General features: G+C 73.2%; 24 protein-coding genes. 13 read left to right on the plus strand and 11 right to left on the minus strand.

Translation table 11 applies throughout. From position 1 onward, the window contains the following. Window positions 1–48: 48 nt before the first annotated feature. Window positions 49–495: a nitric oxide-sensing transcriptional repressor NsrR gene (gene nsrR / locus KUM03_RS36705; protein WP_217254911.1), complete on the plus strand. Its 447-nt coding sequence runs from the start codon at window positions 49–51 to the stop codon at window positions 493–495. A gap of 73 nt (window positions 496–568) precedes the next feature. Beyond that, window positions 569–1,765, plus strand: coding sequence for a globin domain-containing protein (locus KUM03_RS36710; RefSeq protein WP_217254912.1), 1,197 nt, complete (start codon window positions 569–571; stop codon window positions 1,763–1,765). Window positions 1,766–1,790: 25 nt separating this feature from the next. Here the strand turns inward: KUM03_RS36710 and KUM03_RS36715 are convergent, their stop codons facing one another. After that, on the minus strand, window positions 1,791–2,141 hold the full coding sequence (locus KUM03_RS36715; RefSeq protein WP_217254913.1) for a hypothetical protein: 351 nt from the start codon (window positions 2,139–2,141) through the stop codon (window positions 1,791–1,793). Window positions 2,142–2,298: 157 nt separating this feature from the next. On the opposite strand from KUM03_RS36715, the gene KUM03_RS36720 reads away from it, so the two are divergent. Continuing rightward, a complete protein-coding gene (locus KUM03_RS36720) occupies window positions 2,299–2,982 on the plus strand; it encodes an adenosylcobinamide amidohydrolase (RefSeq protein ID WP_217254914.1) in 684 nt (227 codons plus the stop codon). A 9-nt stretch (window positions 2,983–2,991) separates the two neighbouring features. Here KUM03_RS36720 and KUM03_RS36725 read toward each other — a convergent pair whose 3' ends face one another. Further along, window positions 2,992–3,252: a hypothetical protein gene (locus tag KUM03_RS36725; protein WP_217254915.1), complete on the minus strand. Its 261-nt coding sequence runs from the start codon at window positions 3,250–3,252 to the stop codon at window positions 2,992–2,994. A gap of 154 nt (window positions 3,253–3,406) precedes the next feature. Continuing rightward, window positions 3,407–4,087: a snapalysin gene (snpA, locus tag KUM03_RS36730; RefSeq protein ID WP_217254916.1), complete on the minus strand. Its 681-nt coding sequence runs from the start codon at window positions 4,085–4,087 to the stop codon at window positions 3,407–3,409. Window positions 4,088–4,317: 230 nt separating this feature from the next. On the opposite strand from snpA, the gene KUM03_RS36735 reads away from it, so the two are divergent. Next, the gene (locus KUM03_RS36735; protein ID WP_217254917.1) at window positions 4,318–5,307 is read left to right on the plus strand and encodes a LysR family transcriptional regulator; all 990 of its coding nucleotides are present in this window, start codon (window positions 4,318–4,320) and stop codon (window positions 5,305–5,307) included. Between the two features lie 74 nt (window positions 5,308–5,381). Continuing rightward, complete coding sequence (locus KUM03_RS36740) at window positions 5,382–6,143, plus strand: PepSY domain-containing protein (protein WP_217254918.1); 762 nt, start codon at window positions 5,382–5,384, stop codon at window positions 6,141–6,143. A gap of 95 nt (window positions 6,144–6,238) precedes the next feature. Here the strand turns inward: KUM03_RS36740 and KUM03_RS36745 are convergent, their stop codons facing one another. From KUM03_RS36745 to mdlC, 3 genes are all read right to left on the minus strand, one after another. Next, window positions 6,239–7,489, minus strand: coding sequence for an aromatic acid/H+ symport family MFS transporter (locus KUM03_RS36745; RefSeq protein WP_217254920.1), 1,251 nt, complete (start codon window positions 7,487–7,489; stop codon window positions 6,239–6,241). Window positions 7,490–7,583: 94 nt separating this feature from the next. Continuing rightward, entirely contained in the window at window positions 7,584–9,038 is a 1,455-nt protein-coding gene (locus KUM03_RS36750; protein WP_217254921.1) for a benzaldehyde dehydrogenase, read from the minus strand. A gap of 42 nt (window positions 9,039–9,080) precedes the next feature. Further along, entirely contained in the window at window positions 9,081–10,658 is a 1,578-nt protein-coding gene (gene mdlC / locus KUM03_RS36755; protein ID WP_217254922.1) for a benzoylformate decarboxylase, read from the minus strand. 94 nt (window positions 10,659–10,752) lie between these two features. On the opposite strand from mdlC, the gene KUM03_RS36760 reads away from it, so the two are divergent. Then, the gene (locus KUM03_RS36760; protein WP_217254923.1) at window positions 10,753–11,691 is read left to right on the plus strand and encodes a LysR family transcriptional regulator; all 939 of its coding nucleotides are present in this window, start codon (window positions 10,753–10,755) and stop codon (window positions 11,689–11,691) included. A gap of 25 nt (window positions 11,692–11,716) precedes the next feature. Here KUM03_RS36760 and KUM03_RS36765 read toward each other — a convergent pair whose 3' ends face one another. Next, window positions 11,717–12,532 (minus strand): SAM-dependent methyltransferase, encoded by an 816-nt coding sequence (locus KUM03_RS36765; RefSeq protein ID WP_217254924.1) that lies wholly within the window; start codon window positions 12,530–12,532, stop codon window positions 11,717–11,719. Between the two features lie 114 nt (window positions 12,533–12,646). On the opposite strand from KUM03_RS36765, the gene KUM03_RS36770 reads away from it, so the two are divergent. Together KUM03_RS36770 and pgm are read left to right on the plus strand one after the other, a co-directional pair. Then, window positions 12,647–13,075, plus strand: a complete 429-nt coding sequence (locus KUM03_RS36770; protein ID WP_217254925.1) for a hypothetical protein — start codon at window positions 12,647–12,649, stop codon at window positions 13,073–13,075. Between the two features lie 216 nt (window positions 13,076–13,291). Further along, entirely contained in the window at window positions 13,292–14,932 is a 1,641-nt protein-coding gene (gene pgm, locus KUM03_RS36775) for a phosphoglucomutase (alpha-D-glucose-1,6-bisphosphate-dependent) (RefSeq protein ID WP_217254926.1), read from the plus strand. A 23-nt stretch (window positions 14,933–14,955) separates the two neighbouring features. Here the strand turns inward: pgm and KUM03_RS36780 are convergent, their stop codons facing one another. Next, the gene (locus KUM03_RS36780) at window positions 14,956–16,161 is read right to left on the minus strand and encodes a cytochrome P450 (RefSeq protein WP_217255173.1); all 1,206 of its coding nucleotides are present in this window, start codon (window positions 16,159–16,161) and stop codon (window positions 14,956–14,958) included. Between the two features lie 98 nt (window positions 16,162–16,259). Next, window positions 16,260–17,255: a LysR family transcriptional regulator gene (locus KUM03_RS36785; RefSeq protein ID WP_217254928.1), complete on the minus strand. Its 996-nt coding sequence runs from the start codon at window positions 17,253–17,255 to the stop codon at window positions 16,260–16,262. Window positions 17,256–17,356: 101 nt separating this feature from the next. Between KUM03_RS36785 and KUM03_RS36790 the strand changes: the two genes are divergently transcribed. Beyond that, on the plus strand, window positions 17,357–17,827 hold the full coding sequence (locus tag KUM03_RS36790) for an ATP-binding protein (RefSeq protein ID WP_217254929.1): 471 nt from the start codon (window positions 17,357–17,359) through the stop codon (window positions 17,825–17,827). Window positions 17,828–17,836: 9 nt separating this feature from the next. Here the strand turns inward: KUM03_RS36790 and KUM03_RS36795 are convergent, their stop codons facing one another. Further along, window positions 17,837–18,544 (minus strand): hypothetical protein, encoded by a 708-nt coding sequence (locus KUM03_RS36795; protein ID WP_217254931.1) that lies wholly within the window; start codon window positions 18,542–18,544, stop codon window positions 17,837–17,839. 131 nt (window positions 18,545–18,675) lie between these two features. On the opposite strand from KUM03_RS36795, the gene KUM03_RS36800 reads away from it, so the two are divergent. The 4 genes from KUM03_RS36800 (at window position 18,676) to KUM03_RS36815 (ending at window position 23,325) form a co-directional block, all read left to right on the plus strand. Continuing rightward, window positions 18,676–20,571, plus strand: a complete 1,896-nt coding sequence (locus tag KUM03_RS36800; RefSeq protein ID WP_217254933.1) for a SpoIIE family protein phosphatase — start codon at window positions 18,676–18,678, stop codon at window positions 20,569–20,571. A 171-nt stretch (window positions 20,572–20,742) separates the two neighbouring features. Then, complete coding sequence (locus tag KUM03_RS36805; RefSeq protein ID WP_217254934.1) at window positions 20,743–21,177, plus strand: hypothetical protein; 435 nt, start codon at window positions 20,743–20,745, stop codon at window positions 21,175–21,177. Between the two features lie 134 nt (window positions 21,178–21,311). After that, a complete protein-coding gene (locus KUM03_RS36810; protein WP_217254935.1) occupies window positions 21,312–21,998 on the plus strand; it encodes a class F sortase in 687 nt (228 codons plus the stop codon). Between the two features lie 166 nt (window positions 21,999–22,164). Then, window positions 22,165–23,325 carry a SchA/CurD-like domain-containing protein gene (locus KUM03_RS36815; protein ID WP_217254936.1) on the plus strand — a complete coding sequence of 387 codons (1,161 nt, stop codon included), beginning with the start codon at window positions 22,165–22,167 and terminating at the stop codon, window positions 23,323–23,325. Window positions 23,326–23,409: 84 nt separating this feature from the next. Here the strand turns inward: KUM03_RS36815 and KUM03_RS36820 are convergent, their stop codons facing one another. Next, window positions 23,410–24,435, minus strand: a complete 1,026-nt coding sequence (locus KUM03_RS36820; RefSeq protein ID WP_217254937.1) for a methyltransferase — start codon at window positions 24,433–24,435, stop codon at window positions 23,410–23,412. Window position 24,436: the final 1 nt, after the last annotated feature.

Below are 24,436 nucleotides of genomic sequence, written 5' to 3' on the forward strand. Positions count from 1 at the left end.
CGTCCAGTAAATGCGAATCTAACATGCGTATTTGATAGCGTCCGGGCTGTGCGGCTGACGAAGTTCACCGACCTGGCGCTGCGTTCGGTCATGCGCCTGGCGGTCGTGAAAGACGGCGACGACCCGCTGACCACCCGTGAGGTGGCCGAGGTCATGGGCGTGCCGTACACGCACGTGGCCAAGGCCATCACCCGTCTCCAGCACCTCGGTGTCGTGGAGGCGCGGCGCGGCCGGGGCGGCGGTCTGACGCTGACCGGCCCGGGGCGGCAGGCCTCCGTGGGCCGGCTGGTGCGCGAACTCGAAGGGGACGGCGAGGTGGTCGCCTGCGAGGACGACCCGCCCTGCCCGCTGCGCGCGGCCTGCCGGCTGCGCAGGGCGCTGCGGGACGCCCAGGAGGCCTTCTACGCCTCGCTCGACCCGTTGACCGTCTCCGACCTGGTGGCCTCGCCCACCGGCCCGGTCCTGATCGGCCTGACGGACCGCCCCTCGGAGTGAGGGCCGGCCCCTCGCCTCCCCGGCCGACCCGCGCGCTAAAACACGAATATCATCTACCAATTAAGGAGTCGCTGTGCTCTCCGAACAGTCCGTCCCCGTGGTCCGCGCGACCCTCCCGGCGGTGGGAGCGGCCATCGGTGACATCACCACGCTGTTCTACCGGAAGCTGTTCGACGCCCACCCCGAGCTGCTGCGGGACCTGTTCAACCGCGGGAACCAGGCCAGCGGGGAGCAGCAGCGGGCCCTGGCCGGCTCCATAGCCGCGTTCGCCGGCATGCTGCTGGAGCGCCCCGACGCCCGCCCGGACGCGCTGCTCTCCCGGATCGCGCACAAGCACGCCTCCCTCGGCATCACCTCCGACCAGTACAAGATCGTCCACCGCCATCTGTTCGCCGCGATCGCGGACGTGCTCGGCGACGCCGTCACCCCGGAGGTCGCCGCGGCCTGGGACGAGGTGTACTGGCTGATGGCCAACGCGCTCGTGGCCGTCGAAACCCGTCTCTACCAGGAAGCGGGCGTCACCGAGGGCGAGGTCTGGCGCCCGATGGAGATCACCGGACGACACGAGGAGACCCCCGACGCGGTCTCCCTCGTACTGCGCCCCGCCGACGGCCGCCCGACGCGGCCGTTCCTTCCCGGCCAGTACGTCAGCGTGCGGTCCTCGCTGCCCGACGGCTCCCGGCAGATCCGCCAGTACAGCCTGTCCGCGGCGCCGGGCCGGACCGACTGGCGCATCACCGTCAAACGCGTCCCAGACGACGGACGGCCCGAGGGCGAGGTCTCCTCCTGGCTCCACGCGCACGCCCGTCCGGGCGACGTCCTCACCGTCTCCGCGCCCTTCGGCGACCTGGCGCTCACGGAGGACGACGGCCCCCTGCTGCTCGCCTCGGCCGGAATCGGCGTCACCCCCGTACTGGCCATGCTGGACCACCTGGCGGCCACCGGCTCCACCCGCCCGGTGACCGTCGTCCACGCCGACCGGAGCCCCGCCGACCACGCCCACCGGCAGGAGCACCTCGACCTCGTACGGGCACTGCCCGACGCCCGGCTCCACCTGTGGTACGAGGAGCCCGGCGACGCGGCGCCGGAGGCGGCGGCCGGCCGTGCCGACGTCTCCGGCCTCGAACTTCCCCCGGGGCTCACCGCCTACCTGTGCGGACCGGTGCCCTTCATGCGCGCCGTCCGGGGCGACCTCCTGCGCCGCGGAGTGCCGGCCGAGGCCGTCCACTACGAGGTCTTCGGCCCCGACCTCTGGCTCGGGCAGCAGTAGGAGGCCGAGGACACGCGCCGGGGCCTCAGGCCGCCGCCGTGAACGCGGTGGAGATGGCGGTGTCGACCCGCGCGTGCACCACCAGCCGCGGGCCGGAGGCGTCGGTGTTGTCGTCCAGCAGCCGCCGGACGGGCGCGCTGTGAGTGACGACGCTCATCAGCACACCGAGGCGACCGCACCACTGATGGGCCCGGAGCACGGCACTGACCGCGGCGGGACCGCCGGCCCGGTCGGTGAGGACGATGACGACGGGCGTCGGCTTGTGCGCGTCGACCAGATCGGTGATGTGCGTGGTCAGCGCGGCCCGCCCGTCGATTCCCGGGTCCTGGTCCAGCGTGATGACCAGGACCCCATGCTCCAGGGTGTGGGACAGCATCGTGGCCTCCGATCCGACGCCTCGTGGCGAAGTTGTGTCCAGTGAAAGTGCCCAGGGCGGGGTCCGCAATGCGCCCGCCCGGCACCGTCCCGTCCGGGCGACCGGGGCCGAGTACGATCGTCCGGTTCGCCCCGACCGCCACGAGGAGTCCCGACCGGTGCCCGCCCTGCTGCCCCAGCCCCGTACCGGGGTCCGTCTGCCGGCCCCGGAGTGCCTGACACGAGTGGAGGACGGCGAACGGCTGCACGCCTTGCTCTGGCGTCCGGGACCGGGCTGGCGCACGGTCAGCAGCGCCGTCCTGGGCGGCGGGATCACCGAGAGCGAGTGGGTGCTCAACGCCCAGGTGGCCCACGGCTACCGGCGCACCGACCCCGCCCGGCACCTGGCCCACCTGGCGCGGGACGCCGGCGCCCGGGGGCCGGGTGTGGGCCTGATGACGGCCGCCGACGTATCGGCCTACGCCGGTGCGCGGGACGGCGGTGCGCAGGCCGTGGTGACCGCGGGCATCTCGGTGCGCGGGTGGGCGGCCTCGCCCGAGGCGGGCGCCCCCGGGGTCACCGCGCCGGGGACGATCAACATCGTCGCCGCGCTCCCGGTCGCGCTGACCGACGCCGCCCTGGTCAACGCGGTGATGACGGCCACGGAGGCCAAGGTGCAGGCACTGCTGGACGCGGGCCTCGACTGCTCCGGCACTCCCACGGACGCCGTGTGCGTCGCCGCCCGCACGCCGCAGGACGGTGCCGAGCTCCACTCCTTCGCCGGCCCCCGCTCCGAGTGGGGAGCCAGGCTCGCCCGCGCCGTCCACCGGGCCGTGCTCGGCGCGCTGCCCGGCGGGTCCTGACCGGGCCCGCTACAACGACGTCCGGCGCCGCACCGCGAGCGTCCGCAGGGCCAGTGCCGCGGCGAGCAGCACCCAGGCCACCGCGCAGTAGGCCCACGCGGTCGCGCCCCGCGCGACACCGACGGCACTCCACACCGCCCACAGCGCGAGCACCACGCACAGCGCCGTCCAGGCGATGTCGGCGACGCGGGTGCGCAGTTGGGCGCGCTGGCGGGTGCCCGGCTCCAGTTCGCCGAGGCCGTTGTCCGCGGCGGTCTTGTGCTCGTCCACGTCGGACTCCTTCGGGGTCACGGATCGGATCGCTGCAGAGCGAACTCCGAGTACCCCGGGGCCCGTTGCTCAAGCGGTCGCCCGAGTGGAGGGACGCGCACGCGCACGGGGGCGGCCCGGCCGGGCCGCCCCCGTCGACCGTCCCTGCGGACGCTCAGCGCTGCGAGGTCTTCTGCAGCGCCTTGTCGAGCGCCGCCTTGAACCCGTAGGCCCACAGCTGGTTGACCCGGCTGCGCTCGTTGCCGTTCGGGTAGGCGTTGGTGCAGGAGGGGCCGGGGCCGCCGCCCGACATCAGCTCGCTGCACGGGCCCGAGTAGTGGTCGGGCAGACCGAGCACGTGCCCGGTCTCGTGGGCGGTCACGCGGGTCGAGTCGTACACCTGGTTCTGCCGGTAGTCGAGGAAGATGTAGCCGTTGCCGTGTCCGTCGGTGGACGCGTACGAGCCGCGCGAGTCGTTGCCCTCGTAGTACGCGAAGTCGGCGCCCGAGCTTCTCTCCGCGAGTCGCACGTTGGACACCGAGCTGTTCCAGATCTGGGTGGAGCGGGCTATCTGGTTGCGGAAGCTGGGCGCGTTGGCGGCGCTGTAGTAGACGGTCACGGCCGCCGTCGAGGACGGGTTGGCGGCGCGCTTCTCGGCGACGGACTTGATGACCGCCTCGAAGAACGCCCGGTTCGCGGCGGCGTCCTCGCCCGAGCCGGCGGCGGGCTGGTAGCCGAGCTGGGCGGCCTTGGCCGGCGCCTGGGGAGCGGCGACGGTCGCGGCCGGGGCGCCGAGCACGGCCGCCGTGAGACCGAGACCGACGGTGGTGGCGAGCAGGGGCATGCTGATGCGCATCGATGACTCCTTGTGTGGGGGAGTGGGGAGAGAAGTCGTCACCGGTGAGTGTGGAGCGCCCATGGACCCGCTGTGATGATGGCAACCGGTGATAGGGCGGGGCTATCACCACGGTCGCCGTCACCGGACGGCGCCCCGGGAATCAGCTTCGACCGGAGTGCAGAACTCGCCCTGATCCGCCGCGTTTTGTTCACCTGGCGCAACCAACTGTTCCGCTTTACGCTCCCTGCATGGAGCTCGAGGTGAGGCACCTACGCGCACTCTGCGCCATCGCCGACGCCGGCAGCCTGCACCGGGCGGCACGCCAACTGGGCGTCGCCCAGCCCACCTTGAGCACGCAGCTGACCCGCATCGAACAGGCCCTGGGCGGGCCGCTGTTCGTCCGCGAGCGCACCGGCTGCCGTCCCACCCCGCTCGGCCGGTCGGTCCTCGGGCGGGCCCGTCCGCTCCTCGCCGACATGAGCATCCTGGTCCGCGAGGCCCGCGCCGCCGCGTCCGGCGGCGACAGTCGGTTGCGCGTCGGCTCCACCGCCAGCCGCGCCCTGGCCGGCTGGCTGCGCCGGCTCAGACGCCCCGGTCTGGAACCCACCCTCCAGATGGACGTCTCCGCCAACGCCCTGCTGCGCCGGGTCACCGAGGGGCAGCTCGATGTCGCCTTCGTGCATGAGGTCGAGGGCAGCCCGCTGCGCGTCCCCGAGGGCCTGCGGCTGCGGGTCCTCGTGGAGCGTGAACCGCAGTTCGTCATGCTGCCCGCCGATCACCCGGCGGCCGGCCGGCCCGTCGTCCGCCTCGCCGACCTCGCCGACGACCGCTGGATGGTCGACCCCACCGTCGACGGCGAGTGGGACGGAGTGCACCGCATGCTGCGCGCCGTCGGGCTCAACCCCCGCGTCCTGCACGGCGACTACCACACGGCCGCGTCCCTCGTCGCCACCGGCGAGGTCGTCACCGTCTGTCAGCCCAGCTCCCAGTCCCGCCCCGACATGGCGGTACGGCGCCTGCACGGCGACCCCCTCGGCGTACGCCTGCTGCTGGCCGCGCGCACCCGGGCCGAGCTGGAGGCCGTCTACCCGGCGCTGGAGGAGGCGTATTGGGAGGTGGCGCGCCAGTCCACCGCCTACCGGGAGTGGCTGGAGGGCGCCGGGCCCGGCCCAGCTGCCCCGTTCCCGCCCGGGGCCCGTACCGCGACGGACCGGGCGGTGTTCGTACCGGCTCGCTGAGCCGCATCGGCCATTGCGGTGGTTTCCACCCGAAACCGGTATGACAAAGCGGTCATATGGTTACGGAGAGGTGTATGAGCTCTGTGCGACGTCTCCCGCCTCTCCGTTCGATGGCCGTCATCTGCGCCCTGGGCAGCTCGGTGCTGCTGATGACCGGTTGCACGAACGCCGACACGACACGCTCCAGTGTCGCCGAGGCGGCCCAGACCACCCCTGCCACCGACACCGCCTCCCCCACCGGTACCAGTACCGGCACGACCTCTCCCTCCCCCTCTCCTTCCGAGTCCATGACCGATGACCAGGCCGAGCGCAAGGCCCTCGTCCCGCTGGCGAAGGTCACCTGGGACAAGGCGGCCGACACGGCCGTCAAGGAGGTCCCCGACAGCAAGCTCGTCGACCTCGAACTCAAGCGCACCTCCGCCGAGGCCACCGCGTCGACCGGTTCGCCCAGCCCGAGCATGCCCAACCCGGCCCCCAGCCAGGGCGCTCCCGAATGGGAGGCCAAGGTCGCCACCGCCGACGGCACCGTGCACCGCATCGACATCGACGCCGTCTCCGGAAAAGTCTTCCGCACCCAGGTCGAGGACCAGGACGCGGACGACAAGCAGCAGCTCGCCGACCTGCTGAAGAAGGCCACCCAGACGCCGGAGCAGGCGGTGAAGGCGGCCACTGACAAGGTCAAGGGCACCGTCACCCACGTCGAGCTGGACGAGAACGACGACCAGAAGGCCATCTGGTCCGTCGACGTGGTCTCGCCCGACAACTGGAACAAGACGACCCTGGACGTCGACGCGACGAACGGCAAGATCCTGCGCGAGCACGTGGACCGCGACTGAGCGCGCCGCCCCACGTCGCCGCGAGAAGCACCTGACGACGACGGGAGCAGCCGGGTGACCCACCCGGCTGCTCCCGTCGCGCGTGCCCGCGGACCTCAGGCGGCCGGTTCGACGGCCTTCGCTCCCGCCTCCGCCGCCGTGCGCGGCAGAGTGAGCACGGCCAGGAACCCGAGGACCGCCACCGCGGCGAAGAAGTAGAAGCCCCACGGGTGACCGACCCCGGACGAGACCAGCGCACCGGTGATCGACGGGCCCACGATCGAGCCGATCCGGCCGATCCCGGACGCCGAGCCGAGTGCCGTGCTCCGCACGGAGGCCGGGTAGTAGCTCGTCACGTAGGCGTAGACGAGCACCATGGCCGAGAAGACGAACACGCCGGTGAAGAAGACGACGACGTTGAGCATCAGATCGCTCTCCATCCTGATGCTCAGGCAGGCCAGCATGAGCACCGAGACCGCGAACCAGACCATGGTGGTGCCCTTGATGCCCCGCCGGTCGGCGACGAACCCGCCGAGCACCAGCCCGACGACACCGCCGATGTTGAGCACGAGGAGCTGGGTGACGGCCGTGGGCACGGGGTAGCCGGCGTCGTTCATCAGCTTCGGCAGCCAGGTGTTGAGGCCGTAGACCAGCAGCAGCCCCATGAACGACGCGACCCAGATGCCGATGCCCGCCCGCAGGTACGCCGGCTTGAGCAGCTCGGTGAACGGCACCCGCTGCTCCCCGTCCCGCTTGGCCCGGACGAAGGCCTCCGACTCCGGCAGCCTGAACCACTGGACGGCGGCGACCACGAGGCCCACGACGCCGAGCAGGTAGAAGAGGATCTCCCAGTCGTCGGTCACCTGGAGCGCGAGCAGCGAGGTGAGCACCGCACCGGTGTGGTAGCCGGTCATGGTCAGCGTGCTGGCCCGCGCCCGGCGGCCGGCGGGCATGTGCTCGGCCATCATGGTGAGCGACACGGGCATGCAGGCGCCGAGCCCGAGTCCGGCGACGAGCCGCAGCGCGGCGAACATCCAGACGGAGGTCGCGAGCGGCACCACGATGGTGAAGACCGAGAACAGCACCACCGAGCCGATGAGCAGCCGGCGGCGGCCCAGCCGGTCGGCGAGCGGCCCGACGCAGACCGCGCCGATGGCGACGCCCACGAGCGAGAGCGTCGCGATCGTGGTGGCGTCACCCGCGGTCATGCCGAGGTGGTGGGTTTTGAGCAGGGTGGGGATGATGGCGCCGAGGACGACGAGGTCGTAGCCCTCCAGCAGGACGGTGATCCAGCACAGGATCACCGTCCACGCGCTGCCGGTGCGGCCAGTCTGCGCGGGCGCGCCGGACGTGGTGGCGGAAGCCATGAGGAGTCTCCCCCCGGGGACGGGTGTGAGTGAGCGGAGCCGGAGCCGGCACGGCCGGGGCGGCCGTGCCGGCCGGAACGAGGGGCCGGACGGATCAGAACGGGTAGTCGGCGATGTCCGGGCGGACCGTGACCCACTGGGTCTCGGTGAACGCCTCGATGTTGGCCGTGGCGCCGCCGAAGCGGGAGCCGGTGCCGGAGGCCTTGACCCCGCCGAACGGGGCGCCCGGCTCGTCGCTCACCGTCTGCTCGTTGATGTGGACCTTGCCCGAGTCGATTCGGTCGGCGAGCTTCATCGCCGGCCCGACGTCCCCGAGGATGCCGACCGACAGCCCGTACTCGCAGTCGTTGACGATCCGCGCGGCCTCCTCGAGCGTCGAGAAGGAGATGACGGGGGCGACGGGACCGAAGATCTCCTCGCGCCAGGCCGGCATCCCGGTCGTCAGGCCGGTGAGCACCGTCGCCCGGTAGCCCGCGCCCGCGATCTCGCCGCCCGCGGCGATCTTCGCGCCCGCCGTGACGCTGTCGGTGACGATGCCGTGCACCCGCTCCAGCTGGCCGCGGTCGATGATCGGTCCGAGCGCCACGTCCTCGCGGGCCGGGTCACCGACCGGCAGCGCCTCCGCCTTCGCGGCGAGCGCGGCGGTGTACTCCTCCACCAGCGACTCGTGCACGATGTGCCGGCCGGTCGTCATGCAGATCTGCCCCTGGTGCAGGTACGAGCCGAACGCCCCCGCGGAGGCCGCCTTCGGCACGTCCGCGCCCGGCAGCACCACCAGCGCGTTGTTCCCGCCCAGCTCCAGGTGGGCCCGCTTGAGCAGCCGCCCGGCCTGCTCGCCGATGATCCGTCCGACCGGCGTGGACCCGGTGAAGGAGATCACCCGCACCTCCGGGGCCTCGACGACCGCCCGGCCGACCGCGCCGTCGCCCGGCAGCAGGTGCAGGACACCGGCGGGGAGCCCGGCCTCCTCGAAGATCCGGGCGATGACGACGCCGCCGCTGACCGCGGTGCGCGGGTCCGGCTTGAGGAGCACCGCGTTGCCGAGGGCGAGCGCCGGGGCCACCGAGCGCAGGCCGAGGATGAGCGGGAAGTTGAAGGGGGCGATCACGCTCACGACACCGGCCGGGCGGCGGCGGGCGAGCGACCAGCGGGCCTCCTCGGAGGTCAGCACCTCGCCCTGCGGGTGCGTCGGCAGGCCCGCGCACTCGAAGCACTCGCCGATGGCGAGCCCCACCTCGAAGGCGGCCTTGGACCGCACCGAGCCGGCCTCGCGCACCAGCCAGTCCTCGATCTCGGCGGCGTGCTCGGTGAACAGCTCGCCCGCGCGGCGCAGCACGGCGGCCCGCCGCGCGGGCGGGGTCGCCGCCCACTCCCGCTGGGCCTCGGCGGCCCGCGCGGCGGCACGGGCCGCGTCCCCGGCCGTGGCGAGCCCCACCGAACCGAGCCGTTCGCCGGTCGCCGGCTCGGTCACCGGGTGCTCGGCGGAGGAGTCCTGCCAGCCGTCGCTGAAGAACTTCCGGCCCCAGACGTCGCTGTCCAGGAATGTCATCGTCTTCCCCTTCTTCGTCGTTCTTTGTCGTCGAGCCGTGTGTCAGGAGGGCGTGGTGAGGGCGGTGTCCACCTGGATCAGGCGAGGGTGGTCGGGCCGCTCGGCGAGTACGGCGCGCAACTCCTCGGCCCCGCCGACGTGCTGGGCGCGCACCCCGTACCCCTCGGCGACGCGGGTGAAGTCCAGCCCCGGGATGTCCAGTCCGGGCGCGTCCGGCACCCCGAGCAGACCGCCGAACCAGCGCAGCGCCCCGTAGGTGCCGTTGCGCAGCAGCACGATCGTCAGCGGCACCCGGTGCTGCGCGGCCGTCCACAGGGCGGTGATGCCGTAGTTGGCGGAGCCGTCCCCGATCACCCCGGCGACCGGCCGGCCGGGCTGGGCCATCGCGACGCCGACGGCGCCGGGCAGGCCGAAGCCGAGCCCGCCGGCCGCCGGGAAGTAGTACGAGCCCTGGCGGCGCAGGTCCATCTGCCGCCACCACGCGGAGATGGTCGACGTGGACTCCACGACGTACGCGGTGTCCCCGGGCAGTTCGTCGCGCAGCGCGGCGAAGACCTGCTCGGGGTGGAGCGCCGTCCCGTCGGCGGTGAGCGGCTCGGGCGCCGGCCGGTAGGGGCCCGAGGTGCCGGGCGCGTCGAGGGACTTCAGCAGCAGGTCGATGACGGCTCCGGGGTCGGCGACCAGGGCCTCGCCCATCGGTGCCCGCGCGGCGGCCGACGCGTCCTCGGTCACCTGGATCAGCCGCGTGCCCTCGGGCAGGTAACGGCCGGGCAGGTACTCGTGGTAGCGGAACACCGGCGCGCCCAGCACCAGCACGAGGTCGTGCCCCTCGAAGGCCTCGGCGACGGGCGCGATCCCGGCGGGCAGCACACCGCGGAACTGCGGGTGCCGGTTAGGGAAGGGCAGCCGGAAGAGCGAGGGCGCGGCCCACACCGGGCCGCCCAGCCGCTCCGCCAGCCGGACGGCGTCGTCGAACAGGCCCGCCGAGTCGATGTCCCCGCCGAGCACGAGCGCCGGGCGCTCGGCGGCGGCGACCCGCTCGACCAGCCGGCGGCCCTGCTCGCCACCGGGCACCGAGGCGCGCTCGACCCGGCGGTCGAGCACCGCCAGGGCGTTGTCGTCGACCTCGGCCGACCAGTCGTCGTACGGCACGGACAGGTACGTCGGCCGGCGCTGGAGCCGCGCCTCGAAGACCGCCTGCGCGAGGGCCCGCGGCACGTCCCCGGCACACGCCGGTTCCGCGGCCCAGCCGACCAGCGGCTTCATCAGGGTCTGCGCGTCGACGCTGGCCAGGTTGGCCTCCGGCCCGATGGCGGGCCGCACCTGCTGGCCGGCCAGCACCACCAGCGGCGTGCGGGAGGCCACGGCGTTCGTCAGCGCCCCCATCGCGTTGCCCGAACCGGAGGCGGCGTGCAGGTTGACCAGGACCGGACGCCCGGACGCCTGGGCGTAGCCGTCCGCCATGCCGACGACGGCGCCCTCGTGCAGACCGAGGACGTAGCGGAACGTGCCGGGCAGGTCGGCGAGGAAGGGCAACTCGTTGGAGCCCGGATTGCCGAAGACGGTGGTGAGGCCCTGGCGCTCCAGGAAATCGTGGGAGACACGACGCACGGATGGCACGGACGCTCCTTTCGCAGTGATGTCCGACACGCTAAGGACCCCGCGACATGGGCACCAATAGATGTTTCGGCGACCTGATATAGAGTCCTTCTATATGGGCACCTTCGATCTCAACCTGGCCCGCGTCTTCGTCCTGCTGTACGAGACCGGCAGCGTCACGGCCACCGCGGAGACGCTCCACGTCACCCAGCCCACCGTCAGCTACAGCCTGGGCAAGCTCCGGCGGCACTTCGACGACGAACTCTTCCGCCGCAACGGGCGCGGACTGACGCCCACGGCCGGCGCCCGGCGGCTGTACGAGCCGCTCCAGCGCGCCCTCGCGGAGATCGACGGGACGGTCCGGCAGGGCGACGCCTTCGACCCCGCCACCATGTCGGGCCGCTTCACCATCGCCCTCTCCGACCTCGGCGAGGCGACCCTGCTGCCGAGGCTCCTCGCCGCCGCGCGCGAACGGGCGCCGGCGGTGTCGTTCACGGTCCGCCCGTTCGACGTGGAGGACGCCGAGAGCCAGCTGCGCCGCGGCGACCTCGACGTGTTCGTGGCCACCCCGGTGATCACCTCGCACCTGACCGTGCGCGTCCCGCTCTTCCGCGAGCGCTACGTCCTCATGGTCGCGGCCGACCATCCCCGGATCCGGGGCGACGAGGTCACGCTGCCGGACCTCGCCGCCGAGCACCACGCGACGGTCTTCGGGCCGAGCGGACACGTCGCGCCCCGGGCGGTGCTGGCGGCGCACGGACTCCTGGAGCGGGTGGCCGTGGACGCCACCCGCTTCTCGATGCTGCCCTACCTGCTGGAGCAGACCGACCTGATCGCCATCGTCCCCGAGTACGTCGGGGAGGTCTTCACCGCCTCCCACCGGGTGCGCCTGGTGCGGCTGCCCTTCGAGACCGAGCCGATCGAGATCGCCCTGTACGCACGGCACGAGTCCTCGCGCAGCCCGGCGCAGCGGTGGCTGGTGCAGTTCATGGCCCAGGTGCTGGGCGAGCAGGTGAGCCCGGCCCAGCTCCCGCCGACCGCGGCGGTGACGTAGCGGTCACCGTCCTCCCGTCCGGGGGTCACCCCTTGCGGCCCACCCCGCCGAACATGGCGACCTCGGCGGGGAGTTCGCCGTCACCGGACTCCGGGCGCCAGCGGCTGCAGGAGACCACGCCGGGCTCCAGCAGCTCCAGCCCGTCGAAGAACCGGCCCACGGCGTCCGGCGTGCGCTGGGTCAGTTTCGGCGTGCCGTTCTCGTTCCAGAAGGCCACGGCCGCGTCGACGTCGGGCATGTCCGGCCGGGTGACGGTGTGCGACAGCACCAGATGACTGCCCTTGGGCAGGGCGTCGACCAGCCGCCGCACGATGCCGTACGCCTCCTCGTCGTCCTCGACGAAGATGACCACGCCCAGCAGCACCAGCGCCACGGGCTCGCTCAGGTCCAGCGTGCGCGAGGCGTGCTCGAGAATCGCGTCGACGTTGCGCAGGTCCTCGTCGAGGTAGTCGGTGCGGCCCTCGGGCGCGCTGGTGAGCAGCGCCTCGGCGTGGGCCAGGACGATCGGGTCGTTGTCGACGTAGACGATGCGGGACTCGGGTGCGATGCGCTGGGCGACCTCGTGGGTGTTGTCCGCCGAGGGCAGCCCCGTACCGATGTCGAGGAACTGCCGGATGCCGCACTCACCGGCGAGATGCCTCACCGCGCGACCCAGGAAGAGGCGGTCGGCGAGGGCGTAGTCCCCGATGCCGGGGTGCAGCCGGCGTATCTGGTCGCCCGCCTGCTGGTCGACCGGGTAGTTGTCCTTCCCGCCCAGCCAGTAGTTCCAGATGCGGGCCGTGTGCGGCTGGTCCGTCCTGATCCGGCTGCGTGCGTCGTTCACGGCGGGCGACTCGGGCATGGGAAGTCCTCCGGTGGGCTGGGTGATCGCTCAAGGACTAACGTAGCCCGCCGAGTTGACGCCCGTCGGAACACGTACGTGTTTGCCGCGGCGGCGAGAGGCAATGCGGAGTCCATGAGCGATCCGAACAAGGACACGAGCCAGAAGCGCACCACCGCACGGACCGCCGAGGTCAAGACCGTCGGCGCCGCGGACAAGGCGAGCGCTCCCGCGTCGCGAGCCGGGAAGGCCGCCGCGGACAAGGCCGGTGACACGGCGTCAGCGGCCAAGGCGGGCGCCCGGCGTTCGGCCGAGGCCGCGACCGGGGCCGTGCAGACGGCCGCCAAGGGCGTCGCGGCCGGTCGGCAGACGGTCGTCACCGCCTCGGGCCAGATGGCGACCAGGGCCAAGACGGCATGGACGGTCATCGCCCACCGCAAGCTGGTCGCCGCGGGCGTGGGCGCCGGCGTCACCGCGCTCAGCGCCGCCTCGTACGCGGTGGGCCGCCGCGCGGGACGCCACACCCACGGGCCCCTCACCCGGCTCACCGGCGGCCGGATCTGACGCTTGCCGGACGGCCCCGTCGTCGACTCTCGCGCCGGTCCGGGCGCGCCGACACCGCCGCCCGGACCCGGCCCTTCCGCACCTCGGCCGACGACTGCCGCGCCTCCGCCCCGGTCACGCGTTCACCGCAACCCCGGCCCTCACCTCGGGTGCCGCTCCCCGGACAGGGGAAGATGGGTCCGCGAGCGATTGCCCGACGAGCGGAGGAGTGGGCGCATGCAGCATGACCGAGCCGGGAAGCCGGCCGGCCCCGAGGACCTGATCGACATCGCCAGGCTGGTGACGGCGTACTACGCCGTGCACCCGGACCCGGCGGAGCCCGGCCAGCGCGTGGCCTTCGGTACCTCCGGCCACCGGGGATCGTCCCTGGCGGCCGCGTTCAACGAGGACCACATCGCGGCCACCAGCCAGGCCATCTGCGAGTACCGCGCCGCACAGGGCACCGACGGCCCGCTCTTCCTGGGCGCCGACACCCACGCCCTGTCCGAGCCGGCCAGGATCACCGCGCTGGAGGTGTTCGCGGCCAACGACGTGACCGTCCTGATCGACACCGCGGACGGCTACACCCCCACCCCCGCCGTCTCCCACGCCATCCTCACCCACAACCGGGGCCGCACCTCGGGCCTCGCCGACGGCGTGGTCGTCACCCCCTCGCACAACCCGCCCTCCGACGGAGGCTTCAAGTACAACCCGCCGAACGGCGGCCCGGCCGGCTCCGACGCCACCTCCTGGATCCAGGACCGCGCCAACGAGTACATCGCCGCCGGGCTCAAGGGCGTACGACGCGTACCGTACGCCCGGGCCCTCGCCGCGCCCGGCACCGGCCGCCACGACTTCCTCGGCGCCTACGTCGGTGACCTGCCGAGCGTCCTCGACCTCGACGCGATCCGGTCGGCGGGCGTGCGGATCGGTGCCGACCCGCTGGGCGGGGCCTCCGTCGCGTACTGGGGCCGCATCGCCGAGCAGCACCGCCTCGACCTGACGGTGGTCAACCCGCTCACCGACCCCACCTGGCGGTTCATGACGCTGGACTGGGACGGCAAGATCCGCATGGACTGCTCGTCGCCGCACGCGATGGCCTCGCTCATCGAGCGGCGCGACCGCTTCGACATCGCGACCGGCAACGACGCGGACGCCGACCGGCACGGCATCGTCACGCCGGACGCCGGGCTGATGAACCCGAACCACTACCTCGCCACGGCCATCGCCTACCTCTACGCCCACCGCGCCGAGTGGCCCGCCGACGCCGGCGTGGGCAAGACGCTGGTCTCCTCCGGCATGATCGACCGGGTCGCCGCCGACCTCGGACGCCCGCTCGTGGAGGTGCCCGTCGGCTTCAAATGGTTCGTGGACGGACTGGTCGACGGCACCCTCGGCTTCGGCGGCGAGGAGTCCGCCGGCGCCTCCTTCCTGCGTCGGGACGGCTCGGTCTGGACGACGGACAAGGACGGCATCATCCTGGCCCTCCTCGCCTCCGAGATCACCGCCGTCACCGGGAAGACGCCGTCCGAGCACTACGCGGCCCTCACCGCCCGCTTCGGCGAACCCGCCTACGCCCGCATCGACGCCCCGGCCACCCGGGAGGAGAAGGCCCGCCTGGCCAAGCTGTCCCCGGCCGAGGTCACCGCCGACACCCTCGCCGGCGAGCCGGTCACGGCGGTGCTCACCGAGGCACCGGGCAACGGGGCGTCCATCGGCGGCATCAAGGTGACCACCGAGAACGCCTGGTTCGCGGCCCGGCCCTCCGGCACCGAGGACGTCTACAAGATCTACGGGGAGTCGTTCCTCGGCGCGGACCACCTCCGGCAGGTGCAGGACGAGGCCAAGCTCGTCGTCCTGGGCGCCCTGGGCGACTGACGCCGTGCCCCGGCCCGGGCCGGTCAGGCGTGACCGGCCCGGGGGAGCGCCACGGTCAGCCCTCGGATCTCGTAGCCGCCGATCGCCTCCTGGAAGGCGACGCGGGGCTCCCCGCTCATGCGGACGCCGTCCAGGGCGAACAGCCGGCTGAGGAAGACGTCGGTCTCCAGCAGGGCGATGTGCGCCCCGGGGCACCGGTGCGGGCCGTCGCCGAAGGCGAGCCCCGCGCCGACCTCGCCGGCGCGGTCGGGCCGCACCCGCAGCGGCTCCTCGCCCACGGCCGCCGGGTCGGTGTTGGCGTCGTCCAGCAGGAGGGCGACGTGCTCGCCGGGGCGCACGGTCACCGGTCCGCCCGGACAGGGCAGTTCGACGGTCTCGGTGGCCCGTCGGCGCAACCGCCCGATCACGGGTTCCAGCCGCAGCAGCTCCCGCAGGACGGCCAGGCGCCCCGCCTCGTTTGCCGCGCGGTAGTGGGCGAGCAGCTCGGCGTCGGAGAACAGGTGCCAGGCGGCCAGGCAGACGAACTCGCGCGTGGTGACCATGCCGGCCGCGGCGAAGGTCAGGCACTCGCCGAGGATCTCCGCGTCCGAGCAGCCCTCCGCGATGAGGTGGGAGATCAGGTCGTCGTGCTCCCGGCGGCGGTGCGCGCGGATGGCGGGGCGGACGTCGGCCAGGTGGATGCGGAGCCAGTTGGCGTTCTGCCGCAGCAGCCAGTACAGGCCTCGCGCACTGGTCAGACCGGGCTCGCCGAACTCCTCGGGGAAGAACCGCTCCAGCCTGCGGCGGATGCCGGGCCGCCCGTACCGCAGCCCGACGACCTCGCTCACCACGCCGATGGCCAGCTCGAAGGCCAGGTCGGCGAGCGGGGCCTCGCCCGCCGCGCGCAGTACGTCCAGCTGTTCCCCGGCGATGCGGACCATCGGCTCGCGGTAGTGCTCGTCGACCCGGCGCGGGGTGAAGAAGCGCGCGGTCTGCCGGCGGTGCTCCCGGTGTTCGGGGCCGTCCCGGTAGAGCACCGGCCGGCGCACGCGCGGCGGCAGCTTCTCCACCGTCTCGACGCCGAGACCGGCCTGTACGGTGCCGGGGCCGCGCAGCAGCGCACGGGCGACCTCGTAATCGTGCACCTGCCATGTCCCGTCCGCAGCGCGGCTGACCGGGCAGGTGGACCGGGGCCGTCCCCGGTCGGCCTTCCGTGAGGAACGCGCCGCTTCGTGTCCGCCGTGCACCAGGATCCCCTCCCCGCCCCGGCCCCGTACGGTCCCCTCGACCGCGCGGCCGGCCGCCGTCCTGACAGGATCAGTCAGGCGTCCGGTCCCTGAACACCCCCTCAATCCGCCGAACCGGCCGCGCGGGCCGGGGCGGGCCCCGATCCCGGCGGGCGGGAGCGCAGCGCCCACGGCGGCGCCCAGACCTCCCCGTCCGGGCGACCGGTCGGCCGGGAGGCGAGGTGGGCCCGCAGCGCCGCCAGCGCCGGGTGCGGGTTGCCCGCGTGCCAGAGCAGGGAGTGCGGGTAGACCGGCGTCGGGTCGCGCAGGGGGATGCGCCGCAGACCGTGCACGGCGGGCCGGACGAGCGGGGTCCGGTCGCTGAGGAAGGTCGCGACCGTCGGGGACCCGGCGATCGTGTCGAGCATGTCCTCGACGCCGAAGTTCGGCCCCACGGCGTCGATGGTGAGCCCGAACTCGGCGGCGAGGGCGTCGTAGTAGGCCGTCCACTCAGCGCCGGGCACGTTCCCCGGCATCCAGACGTGATGACCGGCGAGCCGGGCGGGGGTGATCTCCCGTGCCGCCGCGAACGCGTGGGCGGGCCCGGTGACCAGATGGAGCGGCTCGTCGAACAGGGGCGTGGCCTCGATGCCGTCCGGCAGTTCGAACCCCGGCATGGTGACGCAGCGGAAGGACGCGTCGACCGACCCCGACCGGACGGCGGTGACGGCCGCCCGCACGTCGGGGAGGGTGACGACGTCGAGGGCGACCCCGGGACGGGCCCGGTGGAAGTCGCGCAGCACACCGGCCGTGGCGGCCCGTCTGCCGATCACGTCGACCCGCAGCGGGCGGCGTCCGGGCCGTACGGAGGACAGGGCCCGCTCCTCGGCGTCGAGCAGCGCACGCGCGTGCGGGAGGAACGCCTGTCCGTCGACGGTGAGCCGCACTCCTCGTGCGGTGCGGGTGAACAAGGGCACGCCCAGGCTCTTCTCCAGCGCGGCGACGCGCTTGGACACCGCCTGCTGGGTCACCGCCAGCCGGTCGGCGGCGATCTGCAGCTGCCCCGCCTCCGCAGCGGTGACGAAGGTGCGCACGGCGAGGAGATCCACGCCCGCCATCCTAAGAGGCCCGTACCACTCGTGGCCGCGGGCGATGTTTCCCGGATCCGGGGGTAGACGGGCTGGCGTGACGGTCAAGGCTCAGGAAGAGGGCGGATCGAATGAACGGGGCTGCCCGGAACGGGAACCGGCCAAGAGAAGCGCCGGTCAGGGTGTCGGCGGAGTACGAGGGCAGGCCCGGCGACATCGCCCGGGGCCGGGAGCTGGCCCGCGCCTTCCTGACCCGCGTGCGGGCCACGCGGGACCGGCCGGTGCCCGACCGCGCGGTGGACCTGGTGCAGCTGGTGGTCAGCGAGCTGCTGACGAACGCCTGCAAGTACGCGCCGGGTCCGTCACTCGTCGACCTGGAGCTGGCCGAGGACCGGGTGGAGGTCACGGTGTGGGACAGCGATCCGGTGCTGCCGGTGGCCGAGAGCACCGACCCCGACCGGGTCGGGCGGCACGGACTGGAGATCGTCATGGCCGTCTGCCAGAGCTTCGAGGTGCACCGCGAGCCCGTCGGCAAGCGCATGAGGGCCGCGGTGCGGCTCGCCGACGACCGCGACGGCACGGCCCTCGGCCACGCGTCCTGACCAGGCGTCTTACCTCGTCGCCGCTGCCGCGTCGATGACCTCGGCCGGGTCCGGCGCCTCGATGTCCAGCGGCTCGTCGAAGGCGGTGAAGGACGTGGTCGTCTCGTAGTCGGCGCCCTTGTAGACCACCTTGAGCAGATGGGGCTCGCCCTCGGTGGCCACGTGGAAGGTGTAGGTCCCGCCGGTGCCCCCGTCGCTCCCCTCGTCGGTCACGGTCAGCTCGACTGCCGCCCGGCCCGCGACGGGGCCGCTCTTCCCCTTCTTCGCCTTGCCGAACGATGTGAAGGGCCGCGTGCAGGAGGAGAGGCCGTCGCCTGGCTGTGCCGAGTCGGCGGGCACCTTGATCCACATCCGCTGCTCGCCGGTGACGCCGCCGGGCTTCCACTTCTCCAGATAGGCGCGATCGGGACGCACGTAGTCGGTCTCGCCCATCCGTATCTGCTCCAGGCTGCCGCCCTCGGAGAAGTCGGTCCTCCCGGAGCACCGGCTGTCGAGGTCGGTCACGAGCCGGCTGGTCACCGTACCGCCCTCCGCGGCGGTGCTGGTGGAGTCGATCCGTACGGACTCCAGCGCCCGCATCGTGGCGTTGGCGTCCTCGAGCAGCTCGTCGGCGGACTTCGTCTCCCCGGCGTCGCCGGCTCCGCACCCCGCCGTGAGAGCCCCCGCCAGCAGACAGCTCAGCACGGCCGTCGCCGCGGTCGTGGTCCTGGTCCGCACACACCCCTCCGAGGTACAAGATCGGCACCGGGAGCCTACCCGATCTCCCTCCTTCGGCCCTCCGGAGCGGTTCACCCGTGCCCGGTGGGGGAACCTGGCGGGACGGACGGCATCGGAAGGCTGTGAGGGTCGTGGCGTCACGCTGGTCGGGCCACCGGGAGGGCGACGGACCGGGGCCGGAGAACGCGGACGGCGTTCCGGAGCCCGCTTTCGCCCGCGCCGTGCTGCGGGCGCTGGGCGCCGGCGTCCTCACCCTCGACGCGGCCGGCCGGATCACGTCGGCGAACCCGTGGGCCGAGCAACTGCTGGGGCGGTCGGAGCGGGACATGACCGGAGAAGACGCGCACGACCTGCTGCACAGGCACGCCGACGGCAGCCCCGTACCGCGAGAGCTGTGCAGCCTGCGCAACCCGCTGTCCGGGACGTCGGCCGAGGAGGGCAGCGAGGAGTACTTCCGACGAGCGGACGGCACCACCGTGCCGATCATCTGGGCCACCACCCCCCTGGTCCGGGACGGCCGGCAGGACGGGCTGGTGCTCGTCTTCCACGACTTCAGCCTGCACCGCAGCGCCACCGAGGAGATCGAGGCGCGCACCGCCGCCCTGGAGACCTTCACCACCCAGCTGCACCTGGTGGCCGAGATCTCCACGGTGCTCGTCCCCACCGAGCGTACCTCCGTCACCTTCCGCCGCCTCCTGCGGCTGCTGGTGCCGGAACTGGGGCAGTGGGCCGCGGCCGACATCCACCAGGACCGGTCGGAAGCCCTGGAACGGGTCGCCGTCCGCAGCAGCACGTACCCGCACCGGGCGGGACGGCTGAGAGGGCCCGTGACCTCGCTGCCGGATGCGGCCCGCGCCGCGCTGAACCGGCTGGTAAACGGCGACCACCCCGTCCCACTCAGCGCCGACGAGGTGCTCAACGACCCGCACCACCCCCTCGCCGCCACGCACCGCGTCCTGTTCGAGCGCCTCGGCGGACACTCCGCCGTCGTCGTCCCGCTCCGCACCCGGCAGCGGTCGTACGGGACACTGACCGTGGCACGCGCGGGGGACCACCCCGCCCACTCCGAGGCCGAGATCGCACTGCTGGCCGACATCGGCCGACGCGTCGGACTGGTCCTCGACAACGCCCGGCTCTACCAGGAGCAGCAGAACGTCGCCGTGACCATGCAGCGCCAGCTGCTGACCCCCCTCCCGCAGGTCGACCACGTGCGCATGGCGGCCCGCTACTGGCCCGCCGAGAGCGCGATGGAGGTCGGCGGCGACTGGTACGACGCCTTCCTGCTCGCCGACGGTGTGATGGCCCTGGTCATCGGGGACGTGGTCGGCCACGATCTGCAGGCCGCCGCCCACATGGCCGAGGTCCGCAACATGCTGCGCGCCCTGGCCTGGGACCACCGGGAGCCGCCCAGCGTCATCATGCGGCGCCTGGACGAGGCGGTGACCAACACCAGCGACGCCCCCATGGCCACGCTCGTCTTCGCCCGCATCGAAGGCCCCGAGGGCGGCCCCTGGCAGTTCCACTGGGTCACCGCCGGCCACCCGCCGCCCCTGCTGATCACCGCGGACGGCGCGACCCGCTTCCTGGAGGCGGGGCACGGCCCGCTCATCGGCATGAGCGCCACCCTGCGCCTCGGCCTGGACTGGCCCGACGCGACCGAGGAGCTCCCGCCGGAGAGCATCCTGCTGCTCTACACCGACGGTCTGGTGGAGAGCCGCGACCGTCCGATCGACGCCGGTATGGCCAAGCTCCGCCACCACGCCGGTGTCCTGGCGCGGCGGCTGGAGGAGGAGAGCATCGACGCGTTCTGCGACGAACTGCTCGCCCGGATCGAGCCCCGCGGCGACGACGTCGCCCTGCTGGCCCTGCGCCTGCCCGCCGCGGGCGTCGGCGCCCCCGGCGACACCTCACCGCCGCCCCCGCCCCAGTCCCCGCACAGCGAGGCCACCCCCGACCGGGCCGCGCCGGGATCGCGCCGCCAGGAACCCGAGGTCCTCGACCCGACCCACGCCGACCCGGACGAGTAGCGGGTTCGGCCGACGGGGCGAGGTCCGCCCACGGATGCACCCGCGCCTTCACCCGCCTGAGCGCCTTGAGTGGTGCGACCCGGGCCGTGGGCTGACGGTGATTCACGTCGGGGCCGGGTCACCTCAGCTGACGAAGCACCAGCTGCCCGGTCGTGACGGAAGGAACCTCAGATGCGTTCTGCTCGCATGCTCCTGACCACTGCGGCGGCCTCGGCCGTCCTCGTCCTCGGCGCACCCGGCGCCTACGCGGCGGCCGCCGGCGACTGGGAGCACGACGATTCTTCCTACAGCAAGGAGCACGACAACGGAGGCAAGCACGACGAACCGCGCGGCGGAATGCACACGGGCGGCGGCGCCCTGGCCCTCGTGAACGAGGGCGACTGGGAGGGCGGCGGCTCCAAGGAGGGCTCGGAGACCCACAAGCAGGACGAGGGCGAGAAGTCCTGGGGCGGCGGCGAGCAGGAGAAGCCGCGCGGCGGGATGCACACCGGAGGCGGCGGGCTGGACACGCCGGCCACGACCGCGGGCGGGCTGGCCGTCCTGGCCGTCGCCGCGACCGGTCTGTACGCGGTCCGACGCAGGAAGTCGGCCGACGGAGTGGCGTGAGCCGTGCCGGGCGCGATAGAAGCCGGGCCGCCACCAGGCAAGCGCGTGGCGGCCCGGCTCGCTCCCTCCTCGCCCGCCCACCCTCGCCCTTCCACCGCCCGCCCTGCTGCCGTGCCCAAGTGAGGTGGTCCTCGATGGCAGTCCCCCCTACTCCACCCGCCGACGACACGCAGGTGCCCGCCGGACCGGGATCCCGCCCGGGCATGACGGTGCTGTGCGCCGTGGCCCTCCTGGTCCTGGCGGTGAGCCTGATCGGCGGCAACGACACGTCGGCCGACTCCTCGCGCCCGCCCCTCACCCCGCAGCCCGGCGCGTCGGCCCCGTCGGCCCCGTCGGCCCCGTCCACCGCGGACGACAGCGAGAGGGACCTGCCCCGGTCGAAGCCGGTGCGCCTGCTGATCCCGGAGATCTCCGTCGACGCCCCCTTCACCGACCTCGCCATCGGCAAGAACGGACAACTCGAAGCACCCCCGCCCGACGACACCAACCTCGTCGGCTGGTACGCCAAGGGCGCCTCCCCGGGGGAGACGGGCACCTCGATCATCGCCGGGCACGTGGACACCAAGACGTCCGCGGCCGTCTTCGCCCGGCTCTCCGAACTCGACGAGGGCGACGTGTTCCGCGTGGAGCGGGCCGACGGACGCACGGCGTCCTTCACCGTCGACGGCCTGGAGACCTTCGACAAGGACGACTTCCCCAGCAAGCGCGTGTACGGCGACACCGACCGGGCCGAGGTACGGCTCATCACCTGCGCGGGCGACTACGACCGCAAGGCCAAGGACTACACGGACAACCTCGTGGTCTTCGCCCACCTCACCTGAGAGCGCCTCGTCCGAGCCCCGGGTCACCCGCGCAGTGCACACGGGTCGCGCGCCACCAGGGGCGGGCACAGGATCGAGGCACGCCGGCGTCGCACCACCACTGCCGACGTCATGTTCCACCCCCGCGAAGGACCCGTGCAGGACCCGCGAAGGAGATGTGCGCAGGATGACCACCACGCCCGCCCCTGCTTCCGAACCGCTGACGCGACAGGTGTCGCACCACGTCTCCCAGTCCGTGTTCGACGGCTCCAGACTCCGGGTCGTCCTGCTGGTCGAGGTCTACGACGGAGCCCAGCAGCAGTTCCTCGAGACGTACGAACGTCTGCGCAGCCACGTCGAGTCCGTGCCCGGTCACCTCGGCGAGCAGCTGTGCCAGTCCATCGAGAACCCCTCGCAGTGGCTGATCACCAGCGAGTGGGAGAGCGCCCCGCCGTTCCTGAACTGGGTGAGCAGCGAGGAGCACGTGCGGATGGTGAAGCCGCTGCACAGCTGCGTCCGGGACACCCGGTCGCTCCGCTTCCACGTGGTCCGCGAGACGGGGCACCCGGCGGCGGGCGCCGAGTCCGCCGCCCCGGGCGGGCTCCAGACGTCGCCGCGGATCGGTGACGGAGTCATCCGGCACGCCCTCACCTTCACGGTGAAGCCGGGCAGCGAGGACGTGGTCGCCGGGCTCCTCGCCGACTACGCCTCGCCCGAGCCCCGGGTCGACGACACGACGCGCCTGTGCCGCACCTCCCTGTTCCTGCACGGCAACCGGGTGGTACGGGCCATCGAGGTCCGCGGCGACCTGCTCGCGGCACTGCGGCACGTGGCGGAACAGCCCGAGGTGCGCGCCGTCGAGGAGGCACTCAACCCGTATCTGGAGCAGCACCGGGACCTCGGTGACCCGGAGTCCGCCCGGGTCTTCTACACGCGGGCGGCCCTGCCCGCCGTGCACCACGTGACGGCGGGCGAGGAGGACCCGGCGGCACGTCGGCACGCGCTGTCGTACCCGGCCCGGCCGGGCTGCGGCATGCGGCTGGCCCAGTCGCTGGCCGAGGCCGACGAGGCGGCGGCGGACGACCCGCGCAGCCCGGTCCTGTGCAGCACCATCTTCCAGCGCGACGACGTCGTCGTGCGGCTGGTCGACGTACGGGGTGAGCTCGGCGACGGAGACCCCGCGGTGGCCCTCGGCCTCGCGGACCCCGCCCGGGTGGCCGAGCTGACGACCCTTCTGGACGGCCCCGCAGCCCCGGACGGCCCCGCGCCCGCGGGTGGCGACCTCGCCCGCGCCCTCGACGGAGCCCGCATGGACCTCGTCACCGACCGCCGCGCGCCCGGCGTCTGACCCGGCCGCCCGGCCAGTACGCACCTCGGCCGCCGGCCCGCGCACGTCGCGGACCGGCGGCCGAGGTGCGGCCCGCCCGTCAACTCACTCGGGCACCGTGCAGTCGAACGCGTGCAGGTAGGGGTTGACCGGGCGGATGTCGTCGATGACGAGGCCCGCGTCGGTCAGCCGGCCGACCATGCTGTCGGTGGTGTGCTTCGCACCGCCGACGTTGAGGAGCAGCAGCAGGTCCATGGCGGTGCTGAACCGCATGGAGGGCGAGTCGTCGACGAGGTTCTCGATGACCACGACCCGCGCCCCGGGGCCGCCCGCCGCCATGACGCCCCGCAGGACGCGGGCGGTGCTGTCGTCGTCCCACTCCAGGATGTTCTTGATGACGTAGACGTCGGCCCGGACCGGGATGGCCTCCCGGCAGTCGCCCGGCACGATCCGCACCCGGTCCGCGAGCGAACCGCCCTCGCGCAGCCGGGGGTCGGCGTTCTCCACCACGCGGGGCAGGTCGAGGAGGGTGCCGTGCATCGACGGGTACTTCTCCAGCAGGCTCGCCACCACGTGCCCCTGGCCGCCGCCGATGTCGGCCACCGACGTGCTCGAGGACAGGTCGAGGAGCGCGGCGACGTCCTGGGCCGACTGGCGGCTGGACGTGGTCATGGCGCGGTTGAAGACCTCGGCCGACCGGGGGGCGTCCTCGTTGAGGTAGGTGAAGAACTCCTTGCCGTACAGGCCCTCGACGACGTTGGAGCCGGTGCGGACCGCCTCGTCGAGCAGGGGCCAGGCGTCCCAGGTCCACGGTTCGGTGCACCACAGGGTGATGTAGCGCAGGCTGTGCGGGTCGTCCTCGCGCAGCAGCAGGGACATGTCGGTGTGCGTGAACGTCCCGTCCTTGTGTTCGGCGAAGACGCCGTGGCAGGTCAGGGCGCGCAGCAGCCGGCGCAGCGGCCTCGGCTCGGTCTTCACCGCGGCCGCCAGGTCCTCCACGGCCATCGGTGAGTCGCCGAGCGCGTCGGCGACACCGAGCCGGGCGGCCGCGCGGAGGGCGGCGGCACATGCCGCCCCGAACACGAGCTCCCGCAGTCGCATGGGCGGGGGCGGGGCGGTCTGTGCGGTCATG

It is taken from the genome of Streptomyces sp. AC602_WCS936 (assembly GCF_019049125.1).
Taxonomy (GTDB): Bacteria; Actinomycetota; Actinomycetes; order Streptomycetales; family Streptomycetaceae; genus Streptomyces.